The following is a 17,031-nucleotide window of genomic DNA, read 5'->3' as shown; positions in this document are numbered from 1 at the left end:
AAGGAGGGTGTTATAGATGAATAGTCAAACGAGAAAAGTCATTGTTTTTCAGCTGGGGGAAGAGGAATATGCGATTCCTGTTCACCAAGTTGGCTCTATTGAAAGGGTCATGCATATTACTAGAGTTCCGCGTACTGCTCCATTTGTAGAAGGGGTAATTAATCTGCGTGGAGTTGTTACGCCAATTATTGACTTAAGAAAAAGATTCGACTTAGGGACAGCAGAATTCAACGACAGTACGAGGATCATAATTGCTGCCATTGATGACATGGACGTAGGCTTAATCGTAGATGCAGCAAACGACGTGTTGGATTATAATGTCGAAGCGATTGAACCTCCGCCGGAAGTTATTGATACCTTAGATGTTGATTACGTAAGCGGCGTAGTAAAAGTTGAGCAACGATTATTCATTCTTCTCAATCTGAGTAAAGTTCTATCTACGGATGAAATGAAAGAGCTTGAAGAAATTGAAAGCTGAGGAAGTAGGTTTCCATGGGGAACTTTCACATAACCAATTAGATGCCCTTAAGGAAATTGGGAACATTGGGGCAGGACATGCAGCTTCATCACTTTCTGCATTACTAAGTAGAAAAATTAATATGAGGGTGCCTTCTGTTCAAGTTTTGGAGTTTAATGAAGTCATGACTCTGGCAGGAGGAGCAGAAACTGAAGCTGTTGGAATTGGTATAAGGATTGAAGGGGATGTAACGGGCAGCATGTTTTTTATCCTGCACCCGGAGCCAGCCCATATATTTGTTGCACAGCTCTTAGGAAGTAACTACCAGCGTTGTTCAAGTGAATTGCGTGAGTCTGCGCTGCAGGAGCTGGGGAATATTATCACAGGATCCTATTTATCTAGCTTAGCTGATTTTACTAATTTAAACCTTATTCCATCTGTGCCCATTGTCGTCAAGGATATGGTGGGGGCTATCGTAAGTGCAGGCTTAATTGAGCGATCAAAATATAAAGACAATGCGATTGTCATTGAAACGTTACTCGAAGCAAGAGGCCGTCTCAACGAGCAGATAAATGGACATTTCTTTCTATTTCCTGATCCTGATTTTCATGAGAAATTGTTCCCTTCATTGGGAGGTTATCATGATAAGTAAAGCAGGTACGTTAGTGAAAGTAGGGATAGCAGACATGAAATTGGCATCAGGGACGGATCTTCTTAAAACTTCTGGATTAGGATCCTGTATTGGTATTGTATTATTTGATTCCCTGCATTCTATGGCAGGCATGGTTCACATTATGCTTCCTAGTTCAAAGTCAGCCAAAAATCAATATGAAAACCCTGCAAAATTTGCTGATACTGGCATTGAACTAGTGTACAAAGCACTAATAAAGAAAGGTGCCTTTCCTGATAGAATAAAGGCTAAAATCGCAGGCGGTGCACAAATGTTTCAGTTCAACTCCACGAGTGAATTCATGAGGATTGGTCCACGGAACATTCTAGCTGTAAAAGAAAAGCTAAATGACTTAAACATTTGGATTGATGCAGAGGATGTTGGTGGTAAAAGCGGAAGAACGATAGAGTTTGATACGTCTACATGTTTGTTAAAGATCCGGACGGTTCATAAAGGTGAGAAGACAATATGATTGGCTACGGAGGCATTTCTGTTACTGCTGAATTATTTTAGGGAACTACCATAGAAAAAATGATATAGACTCAAGGAACTACACAGACAATATTCTTCGAATGTGAAGACTAAAGAACATTCGCCTGATTAGTCGAAATTTATAACCTATTCCAGTTGCTAATAGTCATTGTCAGATTAAGTCCAGGATGAGGAGGGGTACGATGAGGAGCTCTGTGTCAGCAGAAAAAGAATTGTGGGATCAATGGGTTCATGAAGGAAGCAGTGAGGCAGCTAATGAGTTAGTCCAAGCTTACGACTACTTAGTAAGCTTTCATGTTCAAAGAATTTCAGCTCATTTGCCTAAAAGTGTAAGTAAAGAAGATGTAAGGAGCCTGGGCTTGCTTGGCTTATATGATGCGCTTAGGAAATTTGACATTAGTCGTGATTTGAAATTTGATACTTACGCTTCGTTTCGTATACGGGGCTCCATTATTGATGGGTTACGTAAAGAAGACTGGCTGCCTCGGTCAGTAAGAGACAAATCAAAGAAAATCGAGAGTGCCGCTGAAGAACTAGAGCAGTTTTATAAGAGACCCCCTACTTCAGAAGAAATTTCTCAGAAAACTGGAATGAGCCGATTAGAAGTGGAAGAAGTAACGAAGGATTCTTTATTTGCTAACGTACTTTCTATGGAAGATAAACCTAAAGAAGGGAAAGAGGAGCATAAAGAGGGTATCGGGTACACCATTCCAGATCAAGCTGCTTTGTCTCCGACAGAACAAATCGTCCAAAAGGAGAATTACCAAGAGCTGGCCAAACAAATTGAACAATTAAATGAAAAAGAGCAACTGGTTGTTAGTTTATTTTATACAAAAGAACTTACTCTTACTGAAATTGGGGAAATTTTAGAATTGACAACTTCTAGGATTTCACAAATTCACGCAAAAGCCATTTTCAAACTTCGTCAATCTTTAGAGAATATAGTTAGTTAAGGTAGATGCTAACTAATACATAAAAGGGATGAGCTTTCTTAAAAAGTAAGGTTGATCCTTCCCATTGCTTCAAGGATAAGGGCAAGATGGAGCTGAGGTTCTGACAGTTGAATTTCTATTTAGGAAAGTAAGCAGATTTTAGTAGGTGATAAAAGATATGGTGTATTTTTTATTAGTGATTAGTTTTATAATAAATGGAATTATTATTTTCGCTCTTTTCACTCTATTTACAAGGGTGAAGCGTACAGAAGAAATAGAATTGCGTCAAAAGGAAGTAGCTCGTGAAATTGAAGATCTTTTCTCTTCCTATCTATTAGAAATTAAAGAAGAGAATAAACGGTTAGAAACAAATCTTAGAAGGCCTGACCATACTGCTTTTAAAAGAGAAAACCGGGAGCTGAAGAAAGAATCTTATCTCCCTCCAGAACCTAATCTAGAGACCAATCAATACGAACCATCTTCCCATTCAAGAGTAATTAATCTTTATAAAGAAGGAGAAAGCCCTGGTAATATAGCAAAGCTGCTTAATATAGGTAAAACAGAGACAGAGTTAATAATTAAATTCCATCAAAAAAAATAGTCGTCCTCTCTTGATTGCACTGGGCGTTTATGGTATATTTACTGACGGTGTCAATACACACACCTTTTAATTTCTTTCTCAGGTTGCTCTATTGAATAGAGTTGAGATCGAAAAATGATGAAGGTGGAGGATACTAAAAAACCAATAGGAGGATTTACAAATGTCTGTTATTTCTATGAAACAGCTTTTAGAAGCTGGTGTTCATTTTGGACACCAAACCCGTCGCTGGAACCCGAAGATGAAAAAGTATATCTTCACTGAGCGTAACGGAATTTACATCATCGACCTGCAAAAAACGGTTAAAAAGGTAGATGAAGCATTCAACTACGTACGTCAAGTTGCCGCTGATGGCGGAAATATTCTTTTCGTAGGTACGAAAAAACAAGCACAAGATACTGTTCGTGACGAAGCGGTTCGTTGTGGCATGTACTACATCAACCAACGCTGGTTAGGTGGTACGCTTACGAACTTCCAAACAATCCGTAAGCGTATTAACCGCTTAAAAGATATCGAGCGTATGGAAGAAGATGGTACTTTTGATGTGCTTCCTAAAAAAGAAGTTGTAGACTTATTAAAAGAAAAAGACCGTCTAGTTAAGTTCTTAGGCGGAATTAAAGAGATGACTTCTATTCCAGATGCAATGTTTGTCATTGACCCTCGTAAAGAGCGCATTGCTATTGCAGAAGCTCACAAACTTAATATTCCGGTAGTTGGAATTGTTGATACAAACTGTGACCCAGATGAAATCGACTATGTGATCCCAGCTAACGATGATGCAATTCGTGCGGTTAAATTGCTTACAGCTAAAATGGCAGATGCTGTTCTTGAAGCTAAACAAGGTGAAGAAACTGAAGTAGCTGAAGAAGTAGAAGCTGAAGCAGTAGAATCTGTAGAAGAGTAATTGATGTTCAAGAGGTGATAAGGGGGTATACCTTTTATCACCTTTTTTAAAGCAAGAATATTTAAGGAGGCTATAACAATGGCTATTAACGCTAAAATGGTAAAAGAACTTCGTGAAAAAACTGGCGCAGGCATGATGGACTGCAAAAAAGCATTAACTGAGACTGATGGAGATATGGATAAAGCACTTGAATGGTTACGTGAAAAAGGGATTTCTAAAGCTCAGAAGAAAGCAGACCGCATCGCTGCTGAAGGTGCTGCGTATATCACTGTAGAAGGTAATACAGCTGCATTGCTAGAAGTAAACTGTGAAACAGACTTCGTAACGAAGAACGACCAGTTTCAGACACTTCTTAAAGAATTAGGCAAACATCTTGTAGAACAAAAACCAGCTACAGTTGAAGAAGCTCTAGAACAAAACCTTCACGGGGAAGGAAACAAGGTTAACGATTACATTACAGACATCGTTGCGAAAATTGGGGAAAAAATTTCTCTTCGTCGTTTCGTCATTAAAGAGAAAACAGATAATGATGCATTTGGTGCTTACACTCACATGGGTGGACGTATTGGTGTTCTAACAGTACTTGAAGGATCTACGGACGAAGCTGTAGCGAAAGACGTAGCTATGCACGTAGCAGCAGTTAACCCTCGTTATGTATCTCGAGAAGAGATTCCTGAAGAAGAAGTAAACGCTGAGCGTGAAACGCTTAAGACACAGGCTCTAAACGAAGGAAAGCCTGAAAACATCGTAGAGAAAATGGTAGAAGGACGTTTGAACAAATTCTTCCAAGAAATCTGCTTGCTGGAACAAGACTTTGTTAAAGATCCTGACCAAAAAGTGAAGAAATACGTTTCAGCTGCCGGCGGGGAACTAAACGGATTTGTACGCTTTGAAGTAGGAGAAGGCATGCAGAAACGTGAAGAAAATTTTGCTGATGAAGTAATGAGTCAAGTTAAAAAATAATAGATTTACCAATAGGGGACACGGTGTGTTCCCTATTTTAAAAAAGTGATTCACGCAGCTACATATAAATATAAACGTAGCAAACGATTAAACAGGAATAAATGGAGGTTTCTATGACTACAGCGCGCTATCGACGTATTGTATTAAAACTGAGTGGAGAAGCTCTCAGCGGGGAAAATGGGTTCGGAATAGAGCCTCGTGTTATTAAGTCGATCACTAAACAAGTTAAAGAGGTAGCTGAATTAGGTGTTGAAGTGGCAGTGGTTGTCGGAGGCGGCAATATTTGGCGCGGTAAAGTCGGCAGTGAGATGGGAATGGATCGTGCCAACGCTGATTATATGGGAATGCTTGCAACTGTTATGAACTCACTGGCTTTACAGGATAGCTTGGAGAATATCGGTATACCAACAAGAGTGCAGACCTCTATTGAAATGAGACAAGTGGCTGAACCTTATATTAGAAGAAAAGCGATCCGCCATTTAGAAAAGAAACGTGTCGTCATCTTTGCTGCCGGTACAGGTAACCCTTACTTCTCTACAGATACAACAGCTGCTTTAAGAGCAGCTGAAATTGAAGCGGACGTTATTTTAATGGCAAAAAATAATGTGGACGGCGTTTATTCGGATGACCCTAAATTAAATGAAGATGCGAAAAAGTATGATAAAGTATCTTATTTAGAAGTTCTTAACGAAGGTCTTGGGGTTATGGATTCAACTGCATCTTCATTATGTATGGACAACGACATCGATTTACTGGTATTCTCTATTACAGAAGAAGGTAACATTAAGAAAGCCGTAATGGGCGAAAATATTGGAACGATTGTAAGGGGGAAATAGTCATGTCAGACTCTGTAATTAATGAAACGAAACAACAAATGGAGCAAGCCGTTCAGGCGTTTTCTAGACAATTAGCTACTGTAAGAGCGGGAAGAGCCAACCCATCTTTATTAGATACTGTATACGTCGATTATTATGGTGCAGCAACACCGTTGAACCAGCTGGCTCAAGTATCAGCACCAGAACCACGCTTACTCGTGATTACTCCATATGACAAAACGGCAATTTCTGAAATCGAAAAAGCAATTCAAAAGGCAGATCTCGGATTAGCACCTTCAAGCGACGGAAATGTCGTAAGAATTAATATTCCGGCACTAACGGAAGAGCGCCGTAAAGATTTAGTGAAAGTTGTAGGAAAATATTCTGAAGAAGCAAAAGTGCAAGTACGTAACATTCGTCGTGATGCGAATGATCAACTGAAAAAACTTCAAAAAGACGGAGAGCTGACGGAAGATGATCTTCGTGCATCACAAGATGATGTTCAGAAAGTAACAGACCAAAATATCGCTGAAATCGATAAATTAGCAAAAGCTAAAGAAGCAGAAATGATGGAAGTTTAAGGTCAAATATTTTGGCTGTATGCCTCCTCTACTCTGGCATCGGTCTGATGCGCAATATTTCGTAAGTTTATAAAGCCGCACTGTTGCTGGATGGCAGTGCGGCTTTTGTTTTGCCAAGCAATAGTAAAGCTATAATTTTTATCTTCATAGAATCCTTTTCGCTTTTCTTAAATCCTCTTTAAGAGAATGAGAGCATGTTGTAGGATAATAGTATATAATAATATAATGGAGCCACCGAACTGGAGGATTATTCATGCCAATCAAGTTTCCATTTTCAAAAAATAAAAAAGAAACGATAAATAGAACCCTTGGTTTAGATTATGATCATATTCCAAAACATGTAGCGATCATAATGGATGGAAATGGTCGATGGGCAAAAAATAGAGGAATGCCTCGCATAGCCGGTCACAAAGAGGGAATGGGGGTCGTTAAGAAAATCGTACGTCATGCCTCTGATCTTGGTGTGCAAATCTTAACATTATATGCGTTTTCTACAGAGAACTGGAAACGACCAAAAAACGAAGTGGACTTTCTAATGAAGCTTCCTGTTGATTTTCTAGGTACATACTTACCTGAATTAATCGAAAGAAACGTTCAAGTCCAAACGATAGGTGATGTAAGCCTCCTGCCTGCTCATACGCAAAAAGCAATAAAGGATGCAATTGAGAAAACCTCGGACAATGATGGCCTCATATTAAACTTCGCATTAAATTACGGAAGTCGCTACGAGATGGTACATGCCGTTAAAGAAATTGCGGAAAATGTGGAAAAAGGTCTCGTTTCGGCCTCGGATGTAACCGAAGAAATGTTTACCTCTCACTTGTATACGTCAAAATTGTTAGAACCGGATTTGCTGATTAGAACGAGCGGAGAGCAAAGGCTGAGTAATTTCTTACTATGGCAGCTCGCATACTCAGAGTTTTGGTTCACAGAAGTATTCTGGCCTGACTTTGACGAAAGCCATTTTGAAAAAGCTCTGTATGATTACCAAAATAGGAAGCGTCGTTACGGCGGAATATAAGGTGTGAATATATAATGAAACAAAGAACAATTACAGCAGTCGTTGCAGTACTCATTTTTTTACCTATCGTCATTTTAGGTGGTCTGCCGTTTCAGCTGTTTGTCTATTTAATCGCAAGTATTGCTATTTTTGAGTTAATGCGGATGAAGAAAATAGCCAGATATTCAATTGCCTCTGGGATCACGTTATTGCTCATGTGGTCTTTAATGTATAAAGAAGATATGTTTGGAGGATATAGCCTCCCGATAACGAAAGCAGAGATCACTCTACTAGCTGTTTTAGCCCTGTTAAGCTATACAGTCCTTGTTAAAAATCGCTTTACATTTGATGATGCAGGCTTTTTAATTATTTCTGCTTTTTATGTGGGAATGGGTTTTTATTACTTGATCGAAACGAGAGCTGCTGACTTGGAATATATTTTTTACGCTTTATTTGTGGTTTGGGCTACTGATACAGGAGCTTATTTATTTGGACGTGCTTTTGGAAAAAGGAAGCTATGGCCGCAAATTAGTCCGAAGAAAACGATTGAAGGATCTGTAGGCGGTATTCTGCTAGCGTGCATCGTAGCCTTTATTTATCAGCTTGTCGAACCTGTGCACTCTTCAATGATTGTCGTATTACTCGTTACAGTACTAATCTCAGTAGCTGGTCAAGTAGGAGACTTAGTAGAATCAGCGTTTAAACGCCATTACGCAGTTAAGGATTCCGGTAAGATTTTACCTGGACACGGAGGAGTGCTCGACCGATTCGACAGCTTAATTTTCATGCTGCCGATCTTGCACTTAATTGGATTTATCGCGAGCTGATGAAAAATAAATGTAGAAAGAAGTTGTTATGAGGGGGAATGAGGATGAAGCAAATTGCATTATTAGGGGCAACAGGCTCCATTGGACTTCAGACACTCGATGTACTAAGAACACATAAAGAAGAATTTTCTTTACACGCGATGGCTTTTGGAAGAAATATTAAAGAAGCTGTACCCCTCATTCAGGAGTTTAACCCGGCGATTATAGTTGTTCAAGATGAGAACGCTAAACGCAAACTAGAGCGCGAAATTGACCACTCTACTATTTTAAGTGGGAGTGGAGGTTTAATTGAGGCAAGTGTTGCCGATTCTGTTGATGTAGTAGTCAACGCCGTGATGGGCAGTATTGGTCTTCCAGCAACTCTTAAAGCCATTGAGGCAAAAAAATCCATTGCCATTGCAAACAAGGAAACGCTTGTAACTGCAGGTCATCTAGTTATGGAAGCTGCTCATAAGCATGGCGTGGAGTTACTACCCGTGGACAGTGAGCATTCCGCGATCTATCAGGCTTTAAATGGAGAGAATGCGAAGGACATTCATAAATTAATCATTACAGCTTCAGGCGGAAGTTTTCGAGATAAAAAGCGCGAGGAATTAATCGGGGTCACAGTAAAAGATGCTTTAAACCATCCCAACTGGAGCATGGGCGCTAAAATTACGATTGATTCCGCTTCTATGATGAACAAAGGGTTGGAAGTTATTGAAGCCCACTGGCTGTTTAATGTGCCTTATGATAAAATCCATGTTATTCTTCATAGAGAAAGTGTCATTCATTCGATGGTAGAATTTGTAGATCGCAGTGTGATGGCCCAACTTGGTACCGCAGATATGAAAGTACCTATCCAATACGCACTCACTTACCCGGATCGTTTAGACTTGCCGTTGACTAAACAACTCGACCTGGAGGAAATAGCCACACTACACTTTGAGAAAATGGACATGGATAGGTTTCCATGTTTACGAATGGCATACGAAGCAGGGCGTACAGCTGGTTCGATGACGACAGTTTTAAATGCGGCAAATGAAGAAGCCGTCCAACTGTTTTTAAATAATGACATTTTATTTCTTGAAATTGAGCAGCTAATTGAAAAAGAACTCACGAACCACCAAGTTATTCATACCCCTGACTTATCAACCATACTATCTATAGACAAGACTACTAGGGAAAGTGTCCGTAGCCATTTAAAATAAAAGGAAGGTGCTTCATTTGACTACAGTGATTGCGTTTATACTCATGTTCGGCTTACTCGTGTTTGTGCATGAGTGGGGGCATCTCATTTTTGCCAAAAGGGCAGGGATGCTTGCAAGAGAATTTGCAATCGGTTTTGGGCCGAAAATCTTTGCTTTTACGAGAAACGAAACGCTTTATACCATTCGTTTGCTTCCCATTGGGGGGTATGTAAGAGTAGCCGGTGAAGATCCAGAAATTATTGAATTAAAAGCCGGACATCATATTGGCTTAGAATTTAATGAGACAGGAAAAGTTAGCAAAATTATAGTAAATAATAAGTCTAAGCATCCTCATGCTCGGGTAATAGAAGTGGAGAAAGCTGATTTAGACCATCGACTTGTCATTGAGGGTTACGAAATTGACGAAGAAGAAAAGCTATTCTTTGAAGTAGACCCTAAAGCAATGTTTGTAGTGGATGAGAAAGAAACACAAATTGCTCCATATAATCGGCAATTTGCTTCCAAATCGGTTCCGCAGCGAGCGATGCAGCTTTTTGCCGGCCCGCTGATGAATTTTGTGCTGGCGATTATCCTTTTCATGATCCTGGGTTTTATCCAAGGGGTTCCTGCTGAAAAAGCCTTAATCGGAGAAGTGCAGCAAAATTCACCCGCCGAACAAGCTGGATTGCAATCAGGCGATGAGGTTGTTGCAGTTAATAACGAGAGTGTAAGCACTTGGGAAGAATTCACATCAATTGTTAGAGAATATCCAGAAGAAGAAGTAACGCTTACAGTGGCGAGAAATGGCCAGACAAATGAAATTGCAGTGACGCCGAACAAACTGGAAGAAGGCGATGTAGAAATTGGTCAAGTCGGCGTAGCTCGAGCATTTGAGGATTCATTTGCTAAAAAGCTGACCTTTGGCTTTACTCAAACTTATGAGTGGGGAACGCTTATACTAACAAATCTCGGCATGCTTGTGACGGGTCAATTCTCTCTAGACATGCTTTCAGGACCTGTAGGGATATATGATGCCACAGACCAGGTCGTTCAAACAGGATTAACGAACTTTGTCATGTGGACAGCCATATTGAGTGTAAATTTAGGGATTATTAACTTACTCCCATTACCAGCATTAGACGGTGGACGCTTACTATTTGTTGGATTAGAAGGTGTTCGTGGTAAGCCGATTGATCCACAAAAAGAAGGAATCGTTCATTTTATCGGCTTTGCACTACTGATGTTATTAATGCTGGTGGTAACATGGAACGACATTCAAAGGTTATTCCTTTAAATTAAGGGCTGGGAGCAATGGGAGAGACAGCTCTCAACTTGCTTCCAGCTTCTTTTTTATTTCTATAAAAAAACTGAGGTGGATAAAATGAAACAAAGCCAAATGTTAATACCAACCTTAAAAGAAAACCCTGCAGATGCTGAAATAAAAAGTCATCAGTTGCTTGTCAGAGCAGGATACATAAGGCAGATTGCCTCAGGGGTATACAGCTTTTTACCTCTTGGCAGACGCGTTCTAAGAAAAGTAGAAGAGATTGTGCGTGAAGAGATGGATCGAGCTGGAGCTCATGAATTAATGATGTCTGCATTGCAGCCGGCCGAGCTTTGGAAAGAGAGCGGCAGATGGAATACGTATGGATCTGAACTCATGAGGCTGCACGATCGTCACGAACGTGAATTTGCATTAGGAGCTACGCATGAAGAAGTAATCACCAGCCTTGTACGTGATTCAATTAAAAGCTATAAGCGTTTACCTTTGATGGTTTATCAAATTCAAAATAAGTTCAGAGACGAGAAACGTCCTCGATTTGGCCTGCTTCGTGGAAGAGAATTTCTCATGAAGGATGCTTACTCATTTAACGAATCTTTTGAAAGCCTGGACGAAAGCTACGACCAAATGTTTCATGCCTATTCAAACGTATTCTCCAGATGTGGATTAGACTTCCGCGCAGTTATTGCAGATTCAGGGCAAATGGGAGGTAAAGACACCCATGAATTTATGGTCCTTTCTGAAGTAGGTGAAGATGTTATTGCCTATTCAGATACTTCTGATTACGCAGCGAATATTGAGATGGCTCCGGTCGTAACGACTTATAAAACATCTGATGAAGCGGAAAAAGAGCTTGGAAAGACACAGACTCCTGATCAACGAACGATGCAGGAAGTCGCCGATTACCTGGGGCATGAACTGGCTGAAGGATTAAAATCTATTATGTTTAAGGTAGACGCACAATTTGTTATGGTTGTGACACGCGGGGATCACGAAGTAAATGATATTAAACTAAAAAACTTCTATGATGCTGATATTGTAGAATTAGCCTCAGAAGAAGATACGCGCCAATTATTGGGGACAGGATTTGGCTCACTAGGTCCTGTTAATGTTCCAGAAGACGTAGAGGTTGTAGCCGATTATGCAGTTGAAAAACTGGTCAACGTTACGTGTGGAGCAAATGAAGATGGTTATCATTATGTTAATGTTAAACCCGATCGTGATTTTAAAGTGAAAGCTTATGCAGATTTACGTTTCATTGAAGAAGGAGATCCTTCGCCGGATGGACAAGGCGTCATTAAGTTTGCACGAGGAATTGAGGTAGGGCACGTATTTAAATTAGGTACGTTCTATGCAGAAAATATGAACGCTGCTTATTTGGATGATCAAGGTAAGTCTCAAACCATGGTGATGGGATCTTATGGCATCGGGGTCTCTCGTACATTAGCCGCTATTGTAGAACAATATCATGATGAGCGTGGAATTACTTGGCCTTCTCATATTGCGCCATACCAAGTGCATTTGCTGTCATTAAATCCTAAGAAGGATGAGCAAAAAGAATTGGCTGACGAATTATATGAACAAATGCACTCCAAAGGGATCGAAGTTTTATATGATGATCGTAAAGAAAGAGCAGGGGTAAAGTTTGCGGACAGTGATCTCTTCGGAATCCCGTTGCGTATTACAGTGGGAAAACGTGCAGGAGAAGGGATCGTCGAAGTTAAAGAGCGTCAATCCGGCAAGCAGGATGAACTTGAGCAAACAGCTGTTATTGATTTTATTCGTCAATGGTTTGCCTAAGAATAAATAGGTTATTAAATACCCTTGCTTATGTGAACAGGCAAGGGTATATTTGTACGGGAATGATAATTCCTTAATAAAGATAAATGAAAATTTACTATGAGGATCACTGAATCCGGAGAGGAAGGAACAACATTGGATGTGAGTAATCAAGACAAGATGCACTATTTGCTGGAACAAATCCAATTTCCTCATGATTTAATGCAACCGCACTTTGAAAATAGTAAGCTTGAAAAACTTACGGTCTATAAATCTGAAAAAAAGTGGCACTTTTTATTTCGTTTACAGAAACCACTGCCGCCGTCTGTCTATCAACTTTTCACAAGTAAACTTCGAAGCACATTTCATTCACTCGCTTCAATTGACTGGACCATTGAAGCGGCTGAAAACACAATGACTACAGAAGATGTTTGCGAGTATTGGCAGAACTTTATACAATCATTAACTGATCTGTCTCCTGGCTATAAAGACATGCTACTGGAACAAGTTCCAGAAGTAAACGGAAATAAAATTATGTTAACTTGCAGAAATTTAGCTGAAAGTCATGCGGTTAAGAAAAAACTGGAGACGCCGTTACAAAGTTTCTGCGTTCAATCCGGCCTTCCTTCTTTAATGCTTAACACACGTGTGAAAGAAGAACAGGAAGAACTGAAGAAGTTTCAAGAGGAACGTCAAAAAGAAGATAAACTCCTCGTTCAGAAAGCTGTAAAAGATCAAGAGGAACGAGCAAAAGAGAAAGAAGATCAGAAACCGAGGGGCCCTCTTGAAATTGGTTATAAGATTCAAGATGAGGCAGAGCCGATGGAAACACTTCTTGAGGAAGAACGTCGTAAAACGGTCCAGGGCTATGTATTTGATGTTGAGATTAAGGAACTGCGTTCTGGTCGTCACTTACTTCTTCTAAAAGCAACCGATTATACAGATTCATTTTCCATTAAAATGTTTTCTCGCGGCGACGATCACCCCGAACTGTTTAAGCTAGTTAAAGAGGGCATGTGGATTAAAGCACGCGGAAGTATTCAAACGGATAACTTTACGAGTGAATTAACGATGATGGCCAATGACATTAATGAAGTAAAACCTGAATTAAGAAGAGATGAGGCCCCTGAAGGTCAAAAAAGGATTGAACTTCATGCTCACACCACGATGAGTCAAATGGATGCCCCGGTATCTGCGTCTCGCTTAATTTCCCACGCAGCGAATTGGGGACATGAAGCGATTGCCATTACGGATCATGCAGTAGCACAGGCTTATCCTGAAGCCCATGCAGCAGGCGAGAAAAATGGAGTCAAGATTATTTATGGAATGGAAGCCAATTTGGTGGATGACGGCGTTCCTATCGCTTATGAGGAACAGGATCGCGATTTAGCAAGTGATGTGTATGTGGTTTTCGACGTTGAAACAACTGGTTTATCTGCTGTTTACGATAAAATCATTGAACTTGCCGCTGTTAAAATTAAAGACGGTGAAATTATAGATCGATTTGAATCGTTTGCAAACCCGCACCAGCCTTTATCACAAACGACAACAGATCTTACTGGAATTACAGATGACCATGTAAAAGATGCCCCTGAAATTGAAGAGGTGTTAAAAGACTTTTATCAGTGGATGGATAACGATATTCTGGTAGCTCATAATGCAAGCTTTGATATGGGATTTTTAAATGCCGGATTCCAGCGTATTGATATAGGAAAAGCAGTAAACCCTGTGATTGACACGTTAGAATTAGCCAGGTTTTTAGTTCCAGAATTAAAAAATCACCGTTTAAATACGCTTTGTAAACATTTCGATATAGAGCTCACTCAGCACCACAGAGCAATCTATGACGCGGAAGCGACTGGTTATTTACTATGGAAGCTAGTAAAAAAAGCACTTGAAAGAGGCATAAGCAACCATAAAAATTTAAATGATTACATGGGTGAAGGTAAAGCTTATCAACGCTCACGCCCGTCGCATGTTACCTTGTTAGCTGCAAATACAACGGGTTTAAAGAATATTTACCGGCTCGTATCTGAAGCTCATGTCAATTACTTTTACCGCATCCCTCGAATCCCGCGTTCCCGGCTATCAAAGCTTAGGGAAGGAATTCTAATTGGGTCAGGCTGTGATAAAGGAGAAGTATTTGAAGCAGCTATGCAGAAGTCTGAGGAAGAAGCAGAGAAAGTTGCAGAATTTTACGACTTTATTGAAGTCCAGCCACCAGGTAACTACTATCACTTGCTAGAAAAAGATTTAGTTCAGAATCAAGCTCAAATCTATGATATTTTAAGAAAAGTTGTAAAGATTGGTGAACGGTTAAACAAAACAGTTGTAGCTACTGGCAATGTGCACTATTTAGAGCCTCATGATAAGCAATACAGACAAATACTCATTTCTTCACAAAATGGTAATCCGTTAAATCGACAGACACTGCCTGATGTACATTTTAAAACAACCAATGAAATGATCGAGGAATTTTCCTTTATAGGTGACGAAAAAGCAAAAGAGATCGTGGTCTCTAATACTCACGTTATTAATGATCAAATAGATATTATTACACCTGTTAAAGATGATCTCTATACGCCTAACATTGAAGGGGCAGATCAGGAAATTAGAGAAATGTCCTACAACAAAGCGAAGAGCTTATATGGCGACGAACTTCCTGAACTTGTAGAGAAACGATTAGAGAAAGAACTGGATAGTATCATTGGTCATGGATTTGCTGTTATCTATCTCATCTCACAAAAGCTTGTTACGAAATCACTTGAAGATGGCTATCTGGTCGGTTCTCGTGGTTCAGTAGGGTCTTCATTTGTAGCCACAATGACAGATATTACGGAAGTTAACCCGCTTCCGCCGCATTATGTATGTCCTAACTGCCGTCATCATGAATTTTTTACCGACGGTTCGGTAGGGAGTGGTTTTGACTTACCTGAAAAAGACTGTTCTGAGTGCGGCACCGCTTATAAAAAGGATGGTCAGGATATTCCATTTGAAACTTTCCTTGGTTTTAAAGGAGACAAAGTTCCCGATATTGACTTGAACTTCTCTGGAGAATATCAACCTAAGGCCCATAACTATACAAAAGTATTGTTTGGAGAGGAAAACGTGTATCGTGCGGGGACAATAGGGACCATTGCAGAGAAAACGGCATACGGCTATGTCAAAGGGTATGCAGGCGATCATCAACTGCAGTACAAAAACGCTGAAATTGATCGTCTTGTTCAAGGATGTACAGGGGTTAAACGAACAACAGGACAGCACCCTGGGGGTATAATCGTAGTTCCTGATGATATGGATATTTTTGATTTTTCACCTATCCAGTTCCCTGCAGATGATACGAAATCAGAATGGAAAACGACACACTTTGATTTCCACTCCATTCATGATAACCTGCTGAAACTTGATATACTGGGACACGATGATCCCACAGTGATTCGGATGCTGCAGGACTTAAGCGGAATTGATCAAAAGGAAATACCAGTGGACGATGCAGAAGTAATGAAAATCTTCAGCGGACCTGAAGCTTTAGGAGTAACAGCTGAACAAATTATGTGTAAAACAGGTACACTTGGAGTTCCGGAGTTTGGAACCCGCTTCGTTCGTCAAATGCTTGAAGATACAAAACCTAAAACGTTTGCCGAGCTCGTCATTATCTCAGGTCTTTCTCACGGGACAGATGTATGGCTTGGGAACGCAGAGCAGTTGATTAATGATGGAATCTGTACCTTGCCTGAAGTAATCGGCTGTCGTGATGATATTATGGTTTATCTCATGCACAAAGGTTTAGATCCTTCACTCGCATTTAAAATTATGGAATTTGTAAGAAAAGGGAGAGGCCTTCAAGACGAGTGGATCGAAGAAATGAAGAAACATGGAGTTCCTGATTGGTATATTGATTCTTGTAAGAAGATCAAGTACATGTTCCCGAAAGCTCACGCCGCCGCATACGTTCTTATGGCCGTGCGGATTGCTTACTTTAAAGTGCATTATCCTATTTATTTTTATGCTGCTTACTTTACTGTTCGAGCCAGTGACTTTGAGCTTGAAACGATGATTAAAGGATCCGATGCGATCCGCAAGCGGTTAGAGGAGATTCAAGCTAAAGGGTTAGATGCTACTCCTAAGGAGAAAAACTTAATGACCGTGCTAGAAATCTCATTGGAAATGTGTGAACGAGGTTATGGATTTAAACCCGTAGACCTTTATCAATCAAGTGCGACTGACTTTTTAGTTGATGGCAATCAATTAGTCCCTCCGTTCAATGCTGTAGATGGATTAGGTACAAACGCCGCCATTAACATCGTAAATGCAAGAAAAGAAGGAGAGTTTCTTTCTAAGCAGGACCTTCGCGAGAGAAGTCGTATTTCTAAGACAGTCCTTGAATATTTAGATTCTCAAGGGTGTTTGGAAGGGATGCCAGAAGAGAACCAGCTTTCTCTGTTTTAGGTCGTATTGCATTATAACGGAAACTGTGGTATATTTTTTATGGTGACAAGAGCGATAAGAACGGCCGAAAGAGTGGGGAAACCCACTCTTTCGTATATTTTAGGAGCATGTTC

Annotated in this window: 15 protein-coding genes; all 15 read left to right on the top strand. The window is 40.2% G+C overall.

Going from position 1 to position 17,031, the window contains the following annotated elements; all coding sequences use genetic code 11:
- The first annotated feature begins 16 nt into the window (after positions 1 to 16).
- The 15 genes from ACGTNH_RS11170 (at position 17) to ACGTNH_RS11100 (ending at position 16,918) form a co-directional block, all read left to right on the top strand.
- A complete protein-coding gene (locus tag ACGTNH_RS11170; RefSeq protein ID WP_394586875.1) occupies positions 17 to 478 on the top strand; it encodes a chemotaxis protein CheW in 462 nt (153 codons plus the stop codon).
- Positions 468 to 1,109 carry a chemotaxis protein CheC gene (locus ACGTNH_RS11165; protein WP_394586874.1) on the top strand — a complete coding sequence of 214 codons (642 nt, stop codon included), beginning with the start codon at positions 468 to 470 and terminating at the stop codon, positions 1,107 to 1,109. Before ACGTNH_RS11170 ends, ACGTNH_RS11165 begins: the two co-directional genes overlap by 11 nt.
- Positions 1,099 to 1,599, top strand: a complete 501-nt coding sequence (locus tag ACGTNH_RS11160; RefSeq protein ID WP_394586872.1) for a chemotaxis protein CheD — start codon at positions 1,099 to 1,101, stop codon at positions 1,597 to 1,599. The genes ACGTNH_RS11165 and ACGTNH_RS11160 overlap by 11 nt, the downstream gene beginning before the upstream one ends.
- Before the next feature lie 202 nt (positions 1,600 to 1,801).
- Positions 1,802 to 2,572, top strand: a complete 771-nt coding sequence (locus ACGTNH_RS11155; RefSeq protein WP_394586870.1) for a FliA/WhiG family RNA polymerase sigma factor — start codon at positions 1,802 to 1,804, stop codon at positions 2,570 to 2,572.
- 157 nt (positions 2,573 to 2,729) lie between these two features.
- The gene (locus tag ACGTNH_RS11150) at positions 2,730 to 3,152 is read left to right on the top strand and encodes a DUF6115 domain-containing protein (protein WP_394586869.1); all 423 of its coding nucleotides are present in this window, start codon (positions 2,730 to 2,732) and stop codon (positions 3,150 to 3,152) included.
- A 160-nt stretch (positions 3,153 to 3,312) separates the two neighbouring features.
- Positions 3,313 to 4,053, top strand: coding sequence for a 30S ribosomal protein S2 (gene rpsB, locus ACGTNH_RS11145; RefSeq protein WP_394586868.1), 741 nt, complete (start codon positions 3,313 to 3,315; stop codon positions 4,051 to 4,053).
- Positions 4,054 to 4,131: 78 nt separating this feature from the next.
- Positions 4,132 to 5,016 carry a translation elongation factor Ts gene (gene tsf, locus ACGTNH_RS11140; protein WP_394586866.1) on the top strand — a complete coding sequence of 295 codons (885 nt, stop codon included), beginning with the start codon at positions 4,132 to 4,134 and terminating at the stop codon, positions 5,014 to 5,016.
- A 113-nt stretch (positions 5,017 to 5,129) separates the two neighbouring features.
- Positions 5,130 to 5,852 carry a UMP kinase gene (pyrH, locus tag ACGTNH_RS11135; RefSeq protein WP_394586865.1) on the top strand — a complete coding sequence of 241 codons (723 nt, stop codon included), beginning with the start codon at positions 5,130 to 5,132 and terminating at the stop codon, positions 5,850 to 5,852.
- Positions 5,853 to 5,854: 2 nt separating this feature from the next.
- On the top strand, positions 5,855 to 6,412 hold the full coding sequence (gene frr / locus ACGTNH_RS11130; protein WP_394586863.1) for a ribosome recycling factor: 558 nt from the start codon (positions 5,855 to 5,857) through the stop codon (positions 6,410 to 6,412).
- Between the two features lie 253 nt (positions 6,413 to 6,665).
- On the top strand, positions 6,666 to 7,433 hold the full coding sequence (gene uppS, locus ACGTNH_RS11125) for an undecaprenyl pyrophosphate synthase (protein ID WP_394586861.1): 768 nt from the start codon (positions 6,666 to 6,668) through the stop codon (positions 7,431 to 7,433).
- Between the two features lie 14 nt (positions 7,434 to 7,447).
- On the top strand, positions 7,448 to 8,239 hold the full coding sequence (locus ACGTNH_RS11120) for a phosphatidate cytidylyltransferase (protein ID WP_394586860.1): 792 nt from the start codon (positions 7,448 to 7,450) through the stop codon (positions 8,237 to 8,239).
- A gap of 44 nt (positions 8,240 to 8,283) precedes the next feature.
- Positions 8,284 to 9,429 carry a 1-deoxy-D-xylulose-5-phosphate reductoisomerase gene (gene dxr, locus ACGTNH_RS11115; RefSeq protein WP_394586858.1) on the top strand — a complete coding sequence of 382 codons (1,146 nt, stop codon included), beginning with the start codon at positions 8,284 to 8,286 and terminating at the stop codon, positions 9,427 to 9,429.
- Between the two features lie 16 nt (positions 9,430 to 9,445).
- Positions 9,446 to 10,702, top strand: a complete 1,257-nt coding sequence (rseP, locus tag ACGTNH_RS11110; protein ID WP_394586856.1) for an RIP metalloprotease RseP — start codon at positions 9,446 to 9,448, stop codon at positions 10,700 to 10,702.
- An 87-nt stretch (positions 10,703 to 10,789) separates the two neighbouring features.
- Positions 10,790 to 12,490 (top strand): proline--tRNA ligase, encoded by a 1,701-nt coding sequence (locus ACGTNH_RS11105; RefSeq protein ID WP_394586855.1) that lies wholly within the window; start codon positions 10,790 to 10,792, stop codon positions 12,488 to 12,490.
- 135 nt (positions 12,491 to 12,625) lie between these two features.
- The gene (locus tag ACGTNH_RS11100) at positions 12,626 to 16,918 is read left to right on the top strand and encodes a PolC-type DNA polymerase III (protein WP_394586854.1); all 4,293 of its coding nucleotides are present in this window, start codon (positions 12,626 to 12,628) and stop codon (positions 16,916 to 16,918) included.
- The last annotated feature ends 113 nt before the right edge of the window (positions 16,919 to 17,031 follow it).

Source organism: Halobacillus sp. B23F22_1, assembly GCF_043497005.1.
Taxonomy (GTDB): Bacteria; Bacillota; Bacilli; order Bacillales; family Halobacillaceae; genus Halobacillus_A.
This window is presented reverse-complemented; position numbering and strand designations above follow the sequence as displayed.